Here is an 18310-nt window from a genome sequence, read left to right on the forward strand (position 1 = left end):
TCGTCCCGGCTCGAAGCGCCAAGGGACGGCTAATGATTCAGGAAGGCGTTCATGGCTCCTGCACGACAGGCGTGGAACATTCCGATAAATACTCCGGCACGTACCGAAATGCCCGGCCGACCCCACAGGCCCTCCCTGGACACGCGATCAATGGGAACCGCCTGTAAGGCGGGCTCAAGCGTGCTGTTCAGGCAACCGAGGACAAGGGTGCGGACCTGCTCGATCCCGCAGTGAGCACCTCGCACGTTCAGGTCGCTTTTGGTCAGTTCCTTCAGGCGTTTTTCCGCGCCGGCCGAAAGAAAGGAGCGCTCGCTTTCGGGGATGCCGTTCGCCGCGAGAAGCCTTTTCAGCTTGCTCCACTCGACGGTGCGGTACGCTGTCCGGCACGCATCCGCCGAATGAGCCCCCACTGCGCCGATCGCGAGAAAGGCGAGGAGAAGGCCCGCGCGCAAGGTAAACGTGCCGAGAGGTGGCATCGAAAGCGGCTCCCGTCCTTTACCGTGGCTGCGGCCAGTTTGCGGTATGTCTCATCGACAGATCAAGCGCCGGTCACTCGCCAAAGAAGCAAAAGGGCCCCGTCAGGGGCCCTTCGCTTATCCATGTCCGGCAGGAGAAGTCCCGGCTCAGTGGCCGGCGCTTTTCCATACCTTCTTCTTGGTGAAGTAGAGCAGGCCCGCAAAGATGATGAGGAAGATCATCACCTGGAAGCCGATGCGCTTGCGGGCTTCGAGGTGCGGCTCGGCCATCCACATCATGAACGCGGTCACGTCGCGCGAATACTGGTCGGTCGTCTCCGGCGAGCCGTCCGAATACGTCACCTGCCCGTCGGAGATCGGCTGCGGCATCTTGATGGCGTGGCCGGGGAAGTACTTGTTGTAATGCGCGCCTTCCGGCAGGGCGAACCCTTCCGGCGGCTCCTCATAGCCCACCAGCAGGGCGTGGATATAGTCCACGCCATTCTCCTGGTACTGGGTGAGGATGTCGATCAGGAAGCCGGGAAACCCGACCTCATAGGTGCGCGCCTTGGCGAGCGTCGAGAAGTCAGGCGGATAGGCGCCGCCATTGGAGGCACGCGCCGCCTGCTCGTTCGGGAAGGGCGAGGGCCAGCGGTCGGACAGCCGGCCGGGGCGGTCGAACATGTCGCCCGCATCGTTCGGGCCGTCCTGCACCTGATATTCCTCGGCCACCGTCTTGGCCTGCGCCTCGCTGAAGGAGGGCCCGCCCGGCTGGGCAAGGTTCCGGAACGAGAACAGGTGGGCGGAGTGGCAGGAGGCGCAGACTTCCTTGAACACCTGGAAGCCACGCTGCAACTGGCCCTGGTCGAACGTGCCGAACGGCCCGGCGAAGCTCCACTCCTCGCGGGGGGGCTTAGGCGCGCCCTCGGCGGCGAGCGCCGGGGCGGCAAGGCCGAACGCCAGCGCGGCGACGGCGAGCGGACGCAGAAGGCTGGAACGGAAGGACGCTGAACGGAAAGACATGGTGGTGCTCATGATGATCCGCTCAACCCTTGGTCTGTGGCGTCGAGACGCCCGCCGAGGCCGGTGCCGCGCCCCTGTTCTTGCCCAGCACCGCCTCGGTGATCGAGGCCGGGACCGCCTTCGGCTTCTCGAACAGGCCGAGCAGCGGAAGGATGATCAGGAAGTGGGCGAAGTAGTAGATCGTCAGGATGCGGCCGGCGATGACATAACCGCCTTCCGCCGGCTTGGCGCCAAGCCAGCCGAGGCCGATGCACACCGCCACCCAGATCCAGAAGAACTGCTTGAACAGCGGGCGGTAGACGCCCGAGCGCACCTTCGACGTATCCAGCCACGGCACGAAGAACAGCACGATGATCGCGCCGAACATGGTGAGCACGCCGCCGAGCTTGTCCGGGACCGCGCGCAGCATGGCGTAGAACGGCAGGTAGTACCATTCGGGCACGATGTGCGCCGGCGTCACCAGCGGGTTGGCCGGGATGTAGTTGTCGGCGTGGCCGAGATAGTTCGGGATGTAGAACAGGAACCACGCGAAGAAGATCAGGAAGCACACCATGCCGAACCCGTCCTTGATGGTCGCGTAGGGCGTGAACGGAACGGTGTCCTTGGCGCTCTTCGGCTCGACGCCGGTCGGGTTGTTCTGGCCCACCACATGCAGCGCCCAGACGTGCAGGACGACGACGCCCGCGATCATGAAGGGCAGCAGGTAGTGCAGCGAGAAGAAGCGGTTGAGAGTCGCGTTATCGACCGAGAAGCCACCCCACAGCCATTCCACGATGGTCGGGCCGACGACCGGGAAAGCCGAGAACAGGTTGGTGATGACGGTGGCGCCCCAGAAGCTCATCTGGCCCCACGGCAGCACGTAGCCCATGAAGGCGGTGGCCATCATCAGGAGGTAGATGATGCAGCCGAGGATCCACAGCACCTCGCGCGGGGCCTTGTAGGACCCGTAATAGAGGCCGCGGAACATGTGGATGTAGACCGCGATGAAGAACATCGAGGCGCCGTTCGCGTGGATGTAGCGGATGAGCCAGCCATAGCTGACATCGCGCATGATGTGCTCGACGGAATCGAACGCCAGCGTGATGTGCGGCGTGTAGTGCATCGCCAGCACCACGCCCGAGACAATCTGGCAGACCAGCATCAGCGACAGGATGCCGCCGAAGGTCCACCAGTAGTTCAGGTTGCGCGGCGTCGGGTAGGCCACGAAGGAAGAGTGAATCAGGCCGACCAGCGGAAGCCGGCTCTCGAACCACTTGAGCGCCGGATTCTTCGGCTCGAACGTGGAGTGTCCGCTCATCTGTGAATATCCCTGAACGCCGGCTCAGCCGATGGAGATCGTCGTGTCGGACACGAACTGATAGGGCGGAATGTCGAGGTTGGTCGGCGCCGGCCCGCGACGGACCCGGCCGGCCGTGTCGTATTCCGAGCCATGGCAGGGGCAGAACCAGCCTTCATATTCGCCCGAATGGCCGATCGGCACGCAGCCCAGATGCGTGCAGATGCCGATGACGACCAGCCACTTCTCGTGCCCCTCGCCCGCCCTGTTCTCGTCGGTCGCCGGAGCGTCCGCCGCGAGATTGGCGTTGCGGGCGACCGGGTCGAGCAGCGCGGAAAGTTCGGTCGCCTTCGCCTTGGCGATGTCATCGGGGGTGCGGTTCCACACGAAGACCGGCTTGCCGCGCCATTTCACCGTGACCATCTGGCCCTCGGCGACCTGCGACAGGTCCACCTCGGTGGTGGACAGCGCGAGAACCGAGGCGTCGGGCTGGAGCTGGGAGACGAAGGGCCACACGAGTGCGGCAGCGCCGACCGCGCCCATGGCGCCGGTGGCGATGTAGAGAAAGTCGCGGCGCGTGGTACCCGCCGTCTCAGTTGCTGCCACGATGGTTTCCTTTCCCCTCGAACCCGTCACCGCTGCCTCGGCCAGACCGTTCCGGCGCGGCGTAGAGCGCTCGCGCGAAACGGGCAGGCGTCCGCGTGGCACGCGGTCGACCCTACCTTCGATTGCCTCTAATTGCATCCGGGCCGCCCCTTGTCCAGATGAACGCAGTGCGGCAACCCGTCCTGCCCCCCGGCTGTCCACGCCCGCGCGAGGCGGGCACCGGCATCGCGCGCCTCTCGACAAGCACCTGTGCCGGTGGGCCGACATCCCACTGCGCGACCCCGGCATCCGGCGCACGCGGCTTCAACGGAGCCCGCCCTCGTCCTGCGGGCCGTCTTCCGCCCCGCGCCAGTCCGAATCGAGCGGTCGCTGGACAAGATCGGCGTCCACCGCGAGCCATTTGCGGGGCATGTCGAACCGGGCGCTGAATACCGTGTTGAACGTGCGGGGATCGTCCGAAGGCTGATGGAGCCCCCGCCCATAGGCGGCCTCGACGGCGGCGGCCTCATAGCCCATCAGGACGAGCAGGGTCGGGAAGATCATGTAGTGGCTCGAACGATCCCTGTTGCCAGGCAGATCGCGCTCCCAGTCGATATCGGAAGCGCCTTCGCCCGCAATCAGCACGAGCGGCACAGTCCCCTCCTCCGGCTCGGGGTGTGGGCTGCAATGGGTCAGCCCCCCGGCGCCACCGCGCTCGCGCAGGTTCTGGCCGTGGTCGGAGGTGTAGAGCAGCGTCGCGCGCGACAGATCGGCCCGGCTCAGCACGGTCTCGAAGAACGTCCCCACGTTCCACAGCAATGTGTTGCGATAGGCGTTGCGATAGCGCGCCCATTCTTCGGCACTGTTGCCGAACCCTTCGCGCCGCGCGGAGCGATGGGGCGCGTCGACATAGCCCCCGCGCGGCAGCGCCGGGCCATAGCGCATATGGTCGTCTGGGTATTTGTCGTGCACGGGAAAATGCGCGCCGATCTTGTTGACGAGGATCAGCTTGGGCGTGGGGTCGGCAAGCTCGGCGATCAGTGCCTCGGCAAGCGCCATGTCCCGCTGCGGGACGGGCACGTCGGGAAACTGGACGAAGCGATCCAGCGCCTCGCGGCTGGCGCCGTACATCACAAGCGCTCGCGGACCGTCGGTGAGTTGCGCATCCATATAGACGGTCTGCAAGCCGGCCTTGCGCGCATACGCCCAGATCGAGGGGCCCGTCGCGTTGATCCGGTGATAATCGCCGCGCGTCCCACCGTAGCGAAGGGTCAGATTGGTGCCGAAGCTGCAATGGGTGATGGAGGCGGCGAGGCCGTAATTGTGGATCACCAGGCCCGGCCAGTGCCGCGAGAGGGGAGTCGGCACGCCGCTGGACGCGTTGATGTCGAGATACTGGCCGGCCACGCTCTCGTCGATGATGAGCACGACGCTCCCGGAGAGCCGCTTGCCGGAATGGGGAAGGCTGATCGCCTGCCGGGCGCCCAGGGCGCCCCTTGCCGCGTCATAGCCGAGAAGCATCAGGTAGATCAGGGGCATCAGGCTGGGCGGCGCGCCGTTGATGGTGTTCAGGTTGCGCGCCAGCATGACGATAGCCGCCACCAGCGCCGCCGCGATCGGTGCAGCGGCGGCGCAAAGGTCGGCAAGGGGCATGGGCCAGCCCGGAGGAAGAACCAGAACCGCCAGCAGCAGGAACGCGCTCTCGGCCCCGCGAATCAACGAGGCGCGATGCTGGATTCTTGCTTCCGGAAGGCCGGTCGCCCCCCGAAGCAGGTTGAAAAAATCGCTGTAGTTCAGGCGCTGCCCGCTGGCATCCTCGAAGACGGCGGTAAAATAGGCACAGGCTACCAGCGGCACCGCGACGATCACCCGCACCGGCGATGAGTCGATGGAGGCTGCCGCCAGAAGCGAGCCCCAGAGAATCGCAGCGAGCACGATGTATCCAACACGGACCGGGAACGTTCCAATGTCGGAAAGGGCGGAAAAAAACCTTGGGGCGTAGACACCAACGTAAAAAATGCAGGCAAATAATTTTAAATAGAAGACGCCTACACTGAGCATCGAATATTTCTAGGAGAGAGAATTGACGGAGTTTTTCAGATTTATACCTCCCGCATGACTGAGTCAAAATGCTCCCGGGAGCTCGGGCCCGCGCGTCACCGGGTCGGGCAACCGGCGGCACGGATCAACGCGGCATGACGCTGGCACTCGCGCTCTACCAGCCCGACATCGCGCAGAATGCCGGCACGCTGGCGCGCGCAGCCGCCTGCCTCGACGTGACGCTGCACATCATCGAGCCGGCGGGCTTCCCTGTGGGCGATGCCGGCTTCCGGCGGGCGGGGATGGACTATCTCGACCGCGCCGCGATCACCCGGCATGACAGCTTCACCGCGTTCGAGAATTGGCGCGCGGTGGAACGCCGGCGGCTGATCCTGTGCACCACGCGCGGCGCGGTGGCCTACACAGCCTTCGCCTTCGCGCCCGACGACGTGCTGCTGCTGGGCCGCGAGAGCGCCGGCGTGCCGGAGGAGGTGCACGCGGCAGCCGATGCGCGAATCGCCATCCCGCTAATGGAAGGCGCCCGTTCGCTCAACGTGGCACTGGCCGGGGCGATGATTCTCGGCGAGGCGCTGCGGCAGACGGGGGGATTTCCCCCATATCACCCTCATCCCCAGGCTTGACCCGGGGATCCAGACTTCCCCTCAGCGGTGCGCGGGGGCCGTAGCCCGCGCACACCTTGCGGTGTTAGCTGTGGGCATCGACATCTGAAACGGCGTGACAGGAGCTGGAAAAATTGAGCGTGGCATTTGCAAAGGAAGAGAGTGCCGAGGCCGCCTCGGAAACCATTCTGCCGGCGCGCCCGATCTCCGATCGCATTAATCTTGTCACCAAAGCCGGCCTGCAGATGCTGCAGGATGAATTGGCAAGCGCCCAGCAGGCGCTCGCGGCCGCGAATGCTCTGGAAGATGTCAATGAGAGGCGACGGCAATCGGCGGTTCCGATCCGCGACATCCGTTACTATTCCCAGCGCGTCGAGACCGCCCGGGTTTCGTTGCCGCCATCGTCAAACGACGTCGTTTCGTTCGGTCACACCGTCCGTTTCGAGCGCGATGACGGCCGCGTGCAGACCTACCGCATCGTCGGCGAGGATGAGGCCAACCCGTCTCAGGCTACACTTTCGCATGGCTCCCCCGTCGCCATCGCCCTGATGGGCAAAGCGGTTGGCGACGTGGTCCAGCTGGGGCCGCGCAGTCTCGAAATCCTGTCCATTTCCTGGTTGGAGGATGGCGACAGGATCTGAGGGCGCGCGCCCCTACTCCGCCGCCGCGTCCATCTCCTCGGCGTCGATGAAGCCGCCGGACTGGCGGTGCCAGAGGCGGGCGTAGAGGCCGCCCCTGGCGACCAGCTCGGCATGGGTGCCGGTCTCGACGATGCGCCCGTGGTCCATCACCACCAGCCGGTCCATGCGGGCGATGGTGGAGAGGCGGTGGGCGATGGCGATCACCGTCTTGCCGGTCATCAGCTCGTCGAGATTGGCCTGGATCGCCGCCTCCACTTCCGAATCGAGCGCCGAGGTCGCCTCGTCGAGAATGAGGATCGGCGCGTCCTTCAGCAGCACGCGGGCAATGGCGATGCGCTGGCGCTGGCCGCCGGAGAGCTTCACCCCGCGCTCGCCAACATGGGCGTCGAGCCCCACCCGGCCCTGCGGGTCGGACAGCGTGTCGATGAACCCGTCCGTATGGGCGCGCCGTGCGGCGGTGCGGATGTCCTCTTCGCTGGCGTCGGGGCGACCATAGGCGATGTTGTCGCGCACCGAGCGGTGCATCAGCGAGGTGTCCTGCGTCACCACGCCGATCTGCGCGTGCAGCGAATCCTGCGTCACCCCGCGCACGTCCTGCCCGTCGATCAGCACCCGCCCGCCCTCCGGGTCATAGAAGCGCAGCAGCAGGCTCATCAGCGTCGACTTGCCGGCACCCGAGGGGCCGACCAGCCCGACCCGCTCGCCGGGGCGGATGGTAAGCCCGAGGCCCTCGATGACGCCCGAGCCCTTGCCGTAATGGAACGAGACGTTCTCGAAGCGGATTTCGCCGGCGCGCACGTCCAGCGCCGGGGCACGCGGTGCGTCGGCCACCTCGCGCGGGCGCGACAGGGTGGTGATCGCCTCCTGCACCGTGCCGACATTCTCGAACACGCCCGTCACCACCCACATGATCCAGCCGGACATGTTGGTGATGCGGATGGCAAGGCCGGTGGAGAGCGCGATGGCGCCGAGATTGATCGCCCCGACCGACCACAGCCACAGGCCGAGCCCGCCAATGCCGCCCAGCATGAGGCTGTTGAGCACGCTGACGGTGAAGGCCATGCGGGTGATGTGGCGCTGCTGGCGGCTGTTGTCGTCGATGTTGCGGGCCAGCGCCGAGCGGACATAGCGGTCCTCGCGGTCGGAATGGGCGAACAGCTTGACCGTCAGAATGTTGGTGTAGCTGTCGACCACCCGTCCGGTGAGCGCCGAATTGCTCTCGGCGGTGCGCTTCGACAAATGGCGAATCTTCGGCACGAACACCGCCAGCGCCAGCACGTAGAAGACGATCCACCCCACCATGGGCATGGCGAGCCGCCAGTCGGCCTCGGCAAAGAGCAGCACGGCGCTCACCGCGTAGATGCCGGCGTACCAGAGCGCGTCGATCACCTCGACCACCGAGCCGCGCACGGCGGGGCCGGCCTGCAGCACGCGCGTGGCGATGCGCCCGGCGAAATCGTTGTTGAAGAAGCCGACGCTCTGGCGGATCACCCAGCGATAGGACTGCCAGCGGATCATCGGCCCGACCTTGGCGGTGATCGACTGGCGCACCAGCACGTCGTGCAGCAGATTGGCCAAAGGCCGCGCCACCACCACCACGAACGCCATCCACAGCAGCAGCGCGCCATGGTCGGAGAAGATCGTCTGCGGGCTGGAAGCCTGCACGAGATCGACGATCTGGCCGATATAGCGGAAAAGCGAGACCTCGATGATGGCGACGAGGAAGGCGGCGGCAAGCGCGGCTACATAGACCCAGCCGGTCTGCCGCACGAAGTGCCAGTAGAACGCGAGAAGGCCCTCCGGCGGCCGTGCGACGGGCGTCGGGTGGAAGGGATCGACCAGCTTCTCGAACAGGGCAAAGATGCGCGCGAACATGGGCCGCCTTCTGCGCCGCCGATGCGGCACCTTTGTGTCGCCCATGCCCGGAATCACGCGGCCTGTCAGCGTCCGCTCAGCGGTATCATGCGAATGTTACGATGGCCGCTCAGTCTGCCGTGCCGTTCAGGAGAGACAGGCCATGCGTTCGCGCCATGACGAGAACCATTATGTCGACCGCGCGGGCTGGCTGCGCGCCGCCGTGCTCGGCGCCAATGACGGCATCCTCTCCACCGCCAGCCTCATCGTCGGCGTGGCGGCGGCGAGTGCAGGGCGCGACGCGGTGCTGCTGGCCGGCATTGCCGGGCTGGTGGCGGGCGCCATGTCGATGGCGGCGGGCGAATATGTCTCGGTGTCCTCGCAAACCGATACCGAGCAGGCCGACCTCACCCGCGAACGGGCCGAACTCGCGGCCGACCCGGCCGGCGAGGAGCAGGAACTGGTCGAGATCTATGTCCGGCGCGGCCTCGACCCGGCGCTGGCACGGGAGGTTGCCCGCCAGCTCTCGGCGAAGGACGCGCTGGAAGCCCATGCGCGCGACGAGCTCGGCATGAACGAGATCACCGCCGCCCGCCCGGTGCAGGCCGCGCTCGCCTCCGCCGCCAGCTTCGCCGCCGGCGCCGCCCTGCCCCTCGCCACCGCGCTGCTCGCGCCGCTCTCCGGGCTGACGATCACCGTTTCCGTCGCGGCGCTGGTGTTCCTCGCCATTCTCGGCGTGGCGGGGGCGAAGGCCGGCGGTGCCGACCCGGCCCGGGCGGCGCTGCGCGTCACCTTCTGGGGCGCACTGGCGATGGCGGCCACCGCCGCGATCGGCGCGCTGTCGGGCACGATGGTGTAGCCCCGCCCTTCCGGGCTCGGGCGCAAAAGGCTAGAAGCGGGCCGCGCCCCTCCGCAGGAAAAGCCGCCATGACCGCCGAGATCGCCGCCGACACAGAGAGCCGCCAGGTCGCCGCGCGCGCCTGGTTCGAGGAATTGCGCACCCGCATCTGCGCCGCCTTCGAGAGGCTGGAAGACGAGGCCCCCGCCACGCTCTATCCCGGCGCCCCCGGCCGCTTCACCCGCACCCCGTGGGAGCGCACGGACCATTCCGGCACGCCGGGCGGCGGCGGGGTCATGTCGCTGATGCGCGGGCGGCTGTTCGAGAAGGTCGGCGTGCATTGCTCGACCGTGCATGGCGAGTTCGCGCCCGAATTCCGCAAGCAGATCCCCGGCGCCGAGGAAGACCCGCGCTTCCACGCCACCGGCATCTCGCTCATCGCCCACATGGCGAACCCGCACGTGCCGGCGGTGCACATGAACACCCGCTTCGTCGTCACCACCAAGGCATGGTTCGGCGGCGGGGCGGACCTGACCCCGGTGCTGGACGCACGGCGCACGCAGGAGGACCCGGATTCGGTCGCCTTCCACGCCGCCCTGCGCGGCGCCTGCGAGGGTCGCCCGCACATCGACTATCCCCGCTACAAGGAATGGTGCGACGAGTATTTCTACCTGCCGCACCGCAAGGAGATGCGCGGCATTGGCGGCATCTTCTACGACTGGCTGGATTCGGGCGACTGGAACGCCGATTTCCACTTCACCAAGGCGGTCGGCCTCGCCTTTCTCGACGTCTATCCGCACCTCGTGCGGACCAACATGGCGACCCCGTGGGACGAGGCCGCGCGCGAGGAACAGCTCATCCGCCGCGGCCGCTATGTCGAGTTCAACCTGCTCTATGACCGGGGCACGCTGTTCGGCCTGAAGACCGGCGGCAATGTGGATTCCATCCTCTCCTCCATGCCGCCGGTGGTGAAATGGCCGTGAGGTTCGATGCACCGGGTGCCCGGATCTAGCCCAAGCATGAGCGGTGGCGGGAGATAGCTAGGCTCCCTCCAGAATCCCCTCCAGCGCCTGAGCCTCCATCGGGAAGCCCGCGTCGATCCATGCCTCCTCGGCGCGCTTGAGCGCGGCGCCGAGCGCGGGGCCGGGGGTGAGGCCGCGCGCCAGAAAATCCCCCGCCTTCAGCGGGAAAACCGGGATCGGCCAGTCCGCCGCCAGAGTCGCCAGCGCCTGCCAGCCTTCATCGTCGAGCGGGGCGTTCGAGCGGGCGAAGGCGATCAGCGCGCGGTCCTGAAACGCCTCGCGGCCCATGCGGTAGAGGAACGCCTTCTGCCCCTTCTCGCACATAGCCGGCGTCGGCGCGGGGCCGGCCAGCGCGTCGAGCCGCGCGCCTTCCGCATTGGAGAGCCGGAGCCCGGCGCGCAGAGCTTCGACATCCGCCTCGTCGCGCACCGTGAGCGCCCCGAGCCGGCGCACCGCGTCCGGCGCCAGCCCCAGCACGGATTCCACCTCGACGAGCCGGGCGAAGGTGGACACCTCCCCCTCGCGCCCGAGCAGGGGCGCCAGCAGGCCGGCCTCCTGCATCTGCGCCAGCGTCTCGGGCGCACGGGGCGCGACCAGCAGCTTCATCAGTTCCGCCCGCACCCGCTCGCGCGAGAGCTGGTCCAGGCCCTCCCGGTTGCGGATCGCCGCCGCGAGCGCGGCAGGATCGAGCGGCCCCCGGCCGAAGGCGGCGTGAAAGCGAAACAAGCGGAGGATGCGCAGATAGTCCTCGCGGATGCGGGTGTCGGCATCGCCGATGAAGCGCACCCGCCCCGCCTTCGCATCCGCCGCGCCGCCGACGAGGTCAACCAGTTCGCCGGAGCGGGTGAGATAAAGCGCGTTCATGGTGAAGTCGCGCCGCTGCGCGTCATGCGCCCAACTGCGGCCGAAGACGACCCGGGCGCGGCGCCCGTCGGTCTCCACATCCTCGCGCAGCGTCGTCACCTCATAGGGCTCGCCATCCGCGATCACCGTCACCGTGCCGTGCTCGATGCCGGTCGGCACCGGCTTCAGCCCGGCGGACTTGGCCCGGGCCGTCACTTCCTCCGGCAGGGCCGTGGTGGCGATGTCGATGTCGGAACGCAGCCCGCGCCCGATCAGCCAGTCGCGCACCGCGCCGCCGACGATGCGCGCCTCCTCGCCGGCGCCGTCGAGCGCGGCCAGCACGCGGGCAAGGCCCGGGCGGCCTGCGACGAGGGGGTTCATTCGATGTGCCCCGGCACCATCACCCCGTCCTGCCAGGTCGGCGGCACATAACGGCCGGTGGTCGGCCCGCGCGAGGAGGATTCGAGCACATACAGGCTTCCCGCCACCAGCAGCACGGCGATGATCGAGCAGACGATCATCGCCCGCAGCGTCCAGCCGGCGAGCCAGGAATCGACCTTGCGGCCGTAGCGCAGATAAAGCGCGAAGGCGAGGAAGGGCAGGATGAAGAGCGCGAGCTGGGCAAGGATGCGGGCCATCAGGCGTAAATCCTCTCATAGAGGCTGCGCAGAATGCCGGCGGTGATGCCCCAGATGCGGCGCTTCTCATAGGTCATGGCGTGGAAGGTCCGCACCATGCCGAGCCATTCGCGGCTCTCGCGCTGGTGGTTGCCGTCATTCATCAGGAAGTCGAGCGGCACCTCGAACGCCTCGTCCACCTCGCCCGGGTTGAGCGTCAGGCCGAAATCGGGTTGCACCAGCCCGACCACCGGAATGATGCGGTAGCCGGTGCGGGCGAGATAGGCGTCGAGATAGCCGAGAGGCGCGACAAGGCCGGGCGCCAGCCCCACCTCCTCCTGCGCCTCGCGCAATGCCGCGCCCAGCGGGCCGTCATCCCCAGGGTCGATCTTGCCGCCGGGAAAGGCGATCTGCGCCGCATGGCTGGAGAGGTGCGCCGAGCGCATCGTCAGCAGCACGGTCGGCCGTTCGCGGGCGATGATCGGCACCAGCACCGCCGCCCCGCGCACCGGCCGCGCGTCGACAAGCGCGCGGAACTCCGGCGTCAGTTCATGGTCGCCGCGCACCGGGTCGCCATCGAGGTCCGGGAGGGCGAGCAGACGCGTGCGTGCACGGGCGAGAAAATCATCGAGGTCGAGCGGCGCCCCATCGGCAGCCCCTCGCATCGGCAGCACAGTGGCAGGCACAGCGTTCATCCATCCTCCTTCACCGTCCCGGCGGGCGCCAGCGCAAAGAACGCCCCGCCCGAAGCGACGCCGAACACGGGCCGCCCTTCTACCACGCGCTCCTCCGCAAGCTCGGCGAGATCGAGGAAGACGGCACGGGTCAGCCGGGCCCACAGGCCGCGACGCACATACAGATAGGGTCGCGGCTCGCCATCCGCCCGTGTCTCGATGCGCAGCGGATGGTCGCGGTCGCAGACGACAAGATCGTCGAGATTGGTGCGGAAGAGCAGGCGCGGCTCCCCCTCGCCCGGCTCCACCACCATGTCGACGGCGAGGAAGGGCGCGTCCTCCACCGTGATGCCGAGTTTCTCCACCGGCGTCACCAGCACATGGCGCTCGCCCTCGCGCCTCAGCACCGAGGCGAACAGGCGAACCAGCGCCGGCCGGAGGATGGGACGGCCCTCATGGTGCCATACCCCCTCGCGGTCGATCACGATGTCGATGTCGCCACAATCGGGCGGATTCCAACGCTCCAGCGGCGGCAGGGCCTTCTGCGGGCCGCCCTCCACCGCGCGCACCAATTCGTCAAATCGGCCGGAAACCGCTGAATTCATGAACAAATCCGTGTCACACAGACGCAATCGCGTAGTCGTGATCCCCCGCCCGATAGTCGACGCGGTTGCAAGATAGCGTAAGCTCAGCCCTTCGGAAGCCCATGCCGGCACGCGAGTCCCGACCAACGGAAACGCGGATGGTGCATTGCAATCGCTTTGTTGCGGTGCACAATGCCGGAGAGGCGGAACACAGAGCGTCTCGCGGCACGCCCGGTAGGGCCGTGTGGAGCGCGGGATTTGGGATTGCAGGAGAACGGCATGACGTCCGCCACCGGCGAGAATTTCGAATCCCTCGATGACATGATCATCCGCACGGCGGAATCCACCGCCGCAAATGTGCGCGCCGCCCGGGCCGGCATCGGCGCCGTCATTTTCGGGCAGGAGACGGTGGTCGAGCGCACGCTCATCACCCTGCTTTCCGGCGGCCACGGGCTGCTGGTCGGCGTGCCCGGCCTCGCCAAGACGAAGCTGGTGGAAACGCTCGGCGTGGTGCTCGGGCTCGATGCGCGGCGCGTGCAGTTCACCCCCGACCTCATGCCTTCCGACATTCTCGGCGCCGAGGTGCTGGAGGAAAGCGCCGGCGGGCGCCGCTCGTTCCGCTTCATCCCCGGCCCGGTCTTCGCCCAGCTTCTGATGGCGGACGAGATCAACCGCGCGAGCCCCCGCACCCAGTCGGCGCTGCTGCAATCCATGCAGGAAGGCCATGTGACGGTGGCCGGCGTGCGGCATGATCTGCCCAAGCCCTTCCATGTGCTGGCGACCCAGAACCCGCTGGAGCAGGAGGGCACCTATCCGCTGCCCGAAGCCCAGCTCGACCGCTTCCTGATGGAGATCGACGTCGATTATCCCGACCGCGATTCGGAGCGGAAGATCCTGTTCGACACCACCAGCGCCGAGGAAACCAAGCCGCGCGCGGTGATGAACGCCGAGGAACTCGCCGCCGCCCAGCGGCTGGTGCGCCGCCTGCCGGTGGGTGAATCGGTGGTCGAGGCCATCCTCACTTTGGTCCGCTCGGCCCGTCCGGGCAGCGAGGCGGGCGACCTCTCGAAGTTCATCTCCTGGGGCCCGGGCCCGCGCGCCTCGCAATCGCTGATGCTGGCGGTGCGCGCCCGCGCGTTGCTGGACGGGCGCTATGCGCCGTCGATCGACGATGTGGTGGCGCTGGCCGAGCCTATCCTCAAGCACCGCATGGCGCTCACCTTCGCCGCCCGCGCCGATGGCGAAACCGTGCCGGGCGTGATCGCCAAGCTGGCCAAGCGGATCGGCTGAACCTGTTTAACTGCGGCAAGTACCGCGTAACCGTGTGACGGAGACCTGACCGGGTGGAGTTCGAGGCCGATACCGCCGTGCGAAGCGCCGCGCAGGATGCCGCCGGCCTTATCGCCGCCATGCCGCGGCTGGTGCTGGAGGCGCGCCGCATCGCGGCCAGCGTCTATCACGGGCTGCACGGACGCCGCCGCGCCGGCACCGGCGAGAATTTCTGGCAGTACCGCCGCTTCAACGATGGCGAGCCCTCGAACCGCGTCGACTGGCGCCGTTCGGCCCGCGACGATCATCTCTATGTGCGCGAGCGCGAATGGGAAGCCGCCCACACGGTGTGGATCTGGCCGGATCTCTCCGCCTCCATGGTCTTCGCCTCGCCGCTGGTGTGGGAGACCAAGCGCGACCGTGCGCTGATTTTGGCCTTCGCCCTCGCCGAACTTCTGGTGCGCGGCGGCGAGCGGGTCGGCATTCCCGGCGTCATGAACCCGTCCGCCTCGCGACGCATCGTCGAGAAGATGGCGGAATCGCTGGTTCATGCCGCCAGCCTGCCGCAGAGCCTGCCGCCCGCATTTTCGCCCTCGCCGCTGGCCGAGGTGGTGCTGCTTGGCGACCTGTGGAGCCCGACGCGCGAGGTGGTGACGAGCCTTGCCGGTCTCGCTTCCTCCGGTGCCCATGGCCATGTGGTGCAGGTGTGCGACCCGGCGGAGGAGACCTTCCCCTATTCCGGCCGCGTCGAGTTCCGCGAGCCGGAAAGCGGCGCGACGCTGACCATCGGCCGCGCCGAGACGGTGCGGGCGGACTATGTCGCCCGCGTCGCCACCCATCGCGACGCCATTCGCCGCGAAGCCGAGCGCCGCACCTGGAGCTTTCTTGTCCACCGCACCGACCGCCCGGCCAGCGAAGTGCTGCTGGCGCTGCATGCGCGCATGAGCGGGGGCCATGGCGCCGTGCCGCCGCGCGAGGGCGCGGGTGTGGATGCCTCCGACCAGACAGGACATGCGGCATGAACCTGTTCGGGCTGCCTCTCGCCTTCGCCACCCCGCTTCTGCTCACCGCGCTGGCTGCGCTGCCACTGCTGTGGTTCCTGCTGCGGCTGGTGCCGCCGCGCCCGCGCCGGATCGCCTTCGCGCCGATGCGGCTGCTGCTCGACATTCCGCCGAAGGAAGAGACTCCGGCCCGCACGCCGTGGTGGCTCACCGTGCTGCGGCTTCTGCTGGCGGCCATCATCATCTTCGCCGCCGCCGGGCCGATCTGGAATCCGCCGGTTGCCGGCCCGGCCTCTTCCGGCCCGGTAGCGCTGCTCATCGATTCCGGCTGGCCGGCCGCCGCCGGCTGGGCCGCCCGTCGCGCCAGTGCCGAGGGCGTGGTGGCCGATGCCGATCTGGAAGGGCGCGGCGTCATCCTCATTCCCACCGGCGAGCCGCCGCTGGAGCCCCGCGTGATGGCGCCGAACGAGGCGCGCGAGCGCCTGCGCACCCTTAGCCCCGTGCCCTTCGTGCCCGACCGGGCCGCCGCTTTCGCCAGCCTCGCCAAGGCGCTGGCCGCCGCCCCGCAGGCGAGCGTGATCTATCTCTCCGACGGCGTGGCCCTCGACGGCCCCGGCGCCGCCCCGGCCGACCTTCTGGCCATCATTGGGGATCGCCCGCTCACCACGCTGGTCGACGGGGTTTCGGAGCCGCTGGCGCTGGCCGGCGCCGACAACGCCGTCGACGCGCTCACCGTCAAGGTGCTGCGCGCCGACCGCCAGACCCTGCCGCGTGCCGGCATGGTGCGGGCCTTCGATATGCGCGGCCTGCCGCTGGGCGAGGCCCCGTTCGCGCTGGAACCCGGCGCCACCGAGGGCGAGGCGCGCTTCGACTTGCCGGTGGAGATCCGCAACGAGGTGGCCCGGCTCGACATTGCCGACGAAGCGTCCGCCGGCGCGGTGCAGCTGCTCGACAAGCGCTGGCGCCGCCGCGCGGTGGGCGTCGTCTCCGGCGTCGCCGCCGACCAGCGCCAGCCGCTGCTCGCGCCCTCCTATTACCTCACCCGGGCGCTCGCCCCCTTCGCCGATATCCGCGCCGCCGAGGGCGCCTCCACGGCGGAGGCGGTAGACCGCTTCATCGAACAGAAGCTGCCGGTGATCATCCTCTCCGATGTCGGCACCCTGCCGCCGGAGACACAGGCCCGGCTCGGCCGCTGGGTCGAGGGTGGCGGCGTGCTCATCCGCTTCGCCGGCCCGCGCCTCGCCAATGGATCGGACGAGCTTGTCCCCGTCACCTTGCGGCGCGGCGGCCGGGTGCTGGGCGGTTCGCTCTCCTGGGAACAGCCGCAGTCGCTCGGCGGCTTTGCGGCCGACGGCCCGTTCCGCGACGTGCCGGTGCCGGACGACATCACCGTGAACCGCCAGGTGCTGGCCGAGCCGGACGGGCTGCTGGCCGCCCGCACCTGGGCGACGCTGTCCGACGGCACGCCCCTCGTCACAGGCGAGCGGCGCGGGGCCGGCACGCTGGCGCTGTTCCACGTCACCGCCGACACCTCCTGGTCGAACCTGCCGCTCTCGGGCGCCTTCGTCGAGATGCTGCGCCGGGTGGTGGCGCTCGGCGGTTCCACCGCCAGCGAGGCGGCGGTGGACGCGGCCGGCGGGCCGGTGCTGAACGGCGAAACGCTCGCCCCCACCCGCCTGCTCGACGGCTTCGGCGCCTTCCGCCCGACCATGCCGACCGCCAAGGCAATTCCCGTGGGCTATCGCGACCGCGCCGTCGCCGACCATCCGCCCGGCTTCTACGGCCCGCCGGACGGGCTGGTGGCCGTCAACGCCCTGCTGCCGCGCGACACGCTGGTGCCGCTCGATCTCTCAAGCCTCGGCCGGCTGGAGCCCTACCGCGACAGCACCCCGCGCGACCTGCGCGCGCCCCTATTGGTGGCGCTGCTGGCGCTGCTTCTGGTCGATGCGATGGTCGTGTTCCTACTCGCCGGCGGCGTCTCCCGCCTCACGGCCCGCCGCGCCGCAAAGGGCGCCACGGGCGGGGCGGCCGCCCTCCTGCTGGCGCTCGGCCTCGCCGCCCTCCTGCCGGGCGGGGCGCAGGCCCAGCCCCAGCCGCTGACCGCGCCGCTCGTCCAGAGCGCGCCGCCCGCTGCCACGCCCCCCGCCGCCGCGCTGGAAAAGCCGATGACGCAAGGCGAGATCGACTTCGCGCTCCAGGCGACCAATTCCACCCGGCTCGCCTATGTCGTCACCGGCGACGGCGAGACCGACGCGATCAGCCGCGCCGGGCTGAAGGGGCTCACCGACTTTCTCGGCGAGCGCACCGCGCTGGAGGCCGGCGAGCCGATGGGCGTCGACATCAGCCGCGACGAGTTGTCCTTCTTCCCGCTCGTCTACTGGCCGATCGTCCCCGGCACCGAGCGCCCGAGCCCGCAGACGCTGGCGCGCGTCGACGCCTTCATGAAGCAGGGCGGCACCGTCATCTTCGACACCCGCGACGCCGAAACCACCCTGCCCGGCTCCAGCAGCGCCGGCTCGCCCGCCAATGACACGCTCCGCGCCATCCTGTCCGGCCTCGACATTCCCGAACTGGAGCCGGTGCCGCGCGACCACGTGCTGACCAAGGCGTTCTACCTGCTGCGCGACTTCCCCGGCCGCTTCACCGGCGGCACCACCTGGGTGGAGGCACTGCCGGCCGCCGACGAGGCGGAGGAACGCCCCGCCCGCGCCGGTGACGGCGTGTCGCCCGTGGTCATCACCTCGAACGACCTCGCCGGCGCCTGGGCAATGGACGATTTCGGCCAGCCCATGCTCCCCGTCTCCGATGGCGGCCCGCGCCAGCGCGAACTCGCTTTCCGCGCCGGCGCCAACCTCGTCATGTATGTGCTGACCGGCAACTACAAGGCCGACCAGGTCCATGTGCCGGCGCTGCTGGAAAGGCTGGGGCAATGAGTTTTCCTCAGGTCGCCCAGCACACCTCCCTCTCC

At 68.7% G+C, this 18310-nt stretch carries 17 protein-coding genes; 7 read left to right on the top strand and 10 right to left on the bottom strand.

What is annotated here, in order from left to right; genetic code table 11:
* Positions 1–29: 29 nt before the first annotated feature.
* From EV667_RS14600 to EV667_RS14620, 5 genes are all read right to left on the bottom strand, one after another.
* On the bottom strand, positions 30–476 hold the full coding sequence (locus tag EV667_RS14600) for a hypothetical protein (protein ID WP_131836031.1): 447 nt from the start codon (positions 474–476) through the stop codon (positions 30–32).
* 147 nt (positions 477–623) lie between these two features.
* The gene (locus EV667_RS23175) at positions 624–1478 is read right to left on the bottom strand and encodes a cytochrome c1 (RefSeq protein ID WP_245516154.1); all 855 of its coding nucleotides are present in this window, start codon (positions 1476–1478) and stop codon (positions 624–626) included.
* A gap of 22 nt (positions 1479–1500) precedes the next feature.
* Entirely contained in the window at positions 1501–2775 is a 1275-nt protein-coding gene (locus EV667_RS23180; RefSeq protein ID WP_131836033.1) for a cytochrome b, read from the bottom strand.
* Positions 2776–2799: 24 nt separating this feature from the next.
* Positions 2800–3360: a ubiquinol-cytochrome c reductase iron-sulfur subunit gene (gene petA, locus EV667_RS14615; protein ID WP_131836034.1), complete on the bottom strand. Its 561-nt coding sequence runs from the start codon at positions 3358–3360 to the stop codon at positions 2800–2802.
* A 303-nt stretch (positions 3361–3663) separates the two neighbouring features.
* Complete coding sequence (locus EV667_RS14620) at positions 3664–5274, bottom strand: sulfatase-like hydrolase/transferase (protein ID WP_165901615.1); 1611 nt, start codon at positions 5272–5274, stop codon at positions 3664–3666.
* A 260-nt stretch (positions 5275–5534) separates the two neighbouring features.
* On the opposite strand from EV667_RS14620, the gene EV667_RS14625 reads away from it, so the two are divergent.
* Together EV667_RS14625 and greA are read left to right on the top strand one after the other, a co-directional pair.
* Positions 5535–6020 carry a tRNA (cytidine(34)-2'-O)-methyltransferase gene (locus EV667_RS14625; protein WP_131836036.1) on the top strand — a complete coding sequence of 162 codons (486 nt, stop codon included), beginning with the start codon at positions 5535–5537 and terminating at the stop codon, positions 6018–6020.
* Positions 6021–6133: 113 nt separating this feature from the next.
* Positions 6134–6640 (top strand): transcription elongation factor GreA, encoded by a 507-nt coding sequence (gene greA, locus EV667_RS14630; RefSeq protein ID WP_131836037.1) that lies wholly within the window; start codon positions 6134–6136, stop codon positions 6638–6640.
* Positions 6641–6652: 12 nt separating this feature from the next.
* Here the strand turns inward: greA and EV667_RS14635 are convergent, their stop codons facing one another.
* Positions 6653–8515, bottom strand: a complete 1863-nt coding sequence (locus tag EV667_RS14635) for an ABC transporter ATP-binding protein (protein WP_131836038.1) — start codon at positions 8513–8515, stop codon at positions 6653–6655.
* A gap of 142 nt (positions 8516–8657) precedes the next feature.
* Between EV667_RS14635 and EV667_RS14640 the strand changes: the two genes are divergently transcribed.
* Both EV667_RS14640 and hemF read left to right on the top strand, forming a co-directional pair.
* Complete coding sequence (locus EV667_RS14640; RefSeq protein WP_131836039.1) at positions 8658–9353, top strand: VIT1/CCC1 transporter family protein; 696 nt, start codon at positions 8658–8660, stop codon at positions 9351–9353.
* A 68-nt stretch (positions 9354–9421) separates the two neighbouring features.
* Positions 9422–10315 carry an oxygen-dependent coproporphyrinogen oxidase gene (gene hemF / locus EV667_RS14645; protein WP_131836040.1) on the top strand — a complete coding sequence of 298 codons (894 nt, stop codon included), beginning with the start codon at positions 9422–9424 and terminating at the stop codon, positions 10313–10315.
* A gap of 57 nt (positions 10316–10372) precedes the next feature.
* Here hemF and EV667_RS14650 read toward each other — a convergent pair whose 3' ends face one another.
* From EV667_RS14650 to EV667_RS14665, 4 genes are read right to left on the bottom strand one after another with little or no spacing between them, the layout of a single operon-like run.
* Positions 10373–11578: a CCA tRNA nucleotidyltransferase gene (locus EV667_RS14650; protein ID WP_131836041.1), complete on the bottom strand. Its 1206-nt coding sequence runs from the start codon at positions 11576–11578 to the stop codon at positions 10373–10375.
* On the bottom strand, positions 11575–11835 hold the full coding sequence (locus EV667_RS14655; RefSeq protein WP_131836042.1) for a DUF6111 family protein: 261 nt from the start codon (positions 11833–11835) through the stop codon (positions 11575–11577). The genes EV667_RS14650 and EV667_RS14655 overlap by 4 nt, the downstream gene beginning before the upstream one ends.
* A complete protein-coding gene (locus EV667_RS14660) occupies positions 11835–12509 on the bottom strand; it encodes a CoA pyrophosphatase (protein WP_131836043.1) in 675 nt (224 codons plus the stop codon). Before EV667_RS14660 ends, EV667_RS14655 begins: the two co-directional genes overlap by 1 nt.
* Positions 12506–13093, bottom strand: coding sequence for a DUF1285 domain-containing protein (locus tag EV667_RS14665; protein WP_131836044.1), 588 nt, complete (start codon positions 13091–13093; stop codon positions 12506–12508). The genes EV667_RS14660 and EV667_RS14665 overlap by 4 nt, the downstream gene beginning before the upstream one ends.
* 258 nt (positions 13094–13351) lie before the next feature.
* Between EV667_RS14665 and EV667_RS14670 the strand changes: the two genes are divergently transcribed.
* From EV667_RS14670 to EV667_RS14680, 3 genes are read left to right on the top strand one after another with little or no spacing between them, the layout of a single operon-like run.
* On the top strand, positions 13352–14362 hold the full coding sequence (locus EV667_RS14670; protein ID WP_131836045.1) for an AAA family ATPase: 1011 nt from the start codon (positions 13352–13354) through the stop codon (positions 14360–14362).
* 53 nt (positions 14363–14415) lie between these two features.
* A complete protein-coding gene (locus EV667_RS14675; protein WP_131836046.1) occupies positions 14416–15363 on the top strand; it encodes a DUF58 domain-containing protein in 948 nt (315 codons plus the stop codon).
* The gene (locus EV667_RS14680; RefSeq protein WP_207907752.1) at positions 15360–18275 is read left to right on the top strand and encodes a DUF4159 domain-containing protein; all 2916 of its coding nucleotides are present in this window, start codon (positions 15360–15362) and stop codon (positions 18273–18275) included. Before EV667_RS14675 ends, EV667_RS14680 begins: the two co-directional genes overlap by 4 nt.
* The last annotated feature ends 35 nt before the right edge of the window (positions 18276–18310 follow it).

This window comes from Ancylobacter aquaticus, from assembly GCF_004339465.1.
Taxonomy (GTDB): Bacteria; Pseudomonadota; Alphaproteobacteria; order Rhizobiales; family Xanthobacteraceae; genus Ancylobacter; species Ancylobacter aquaticus.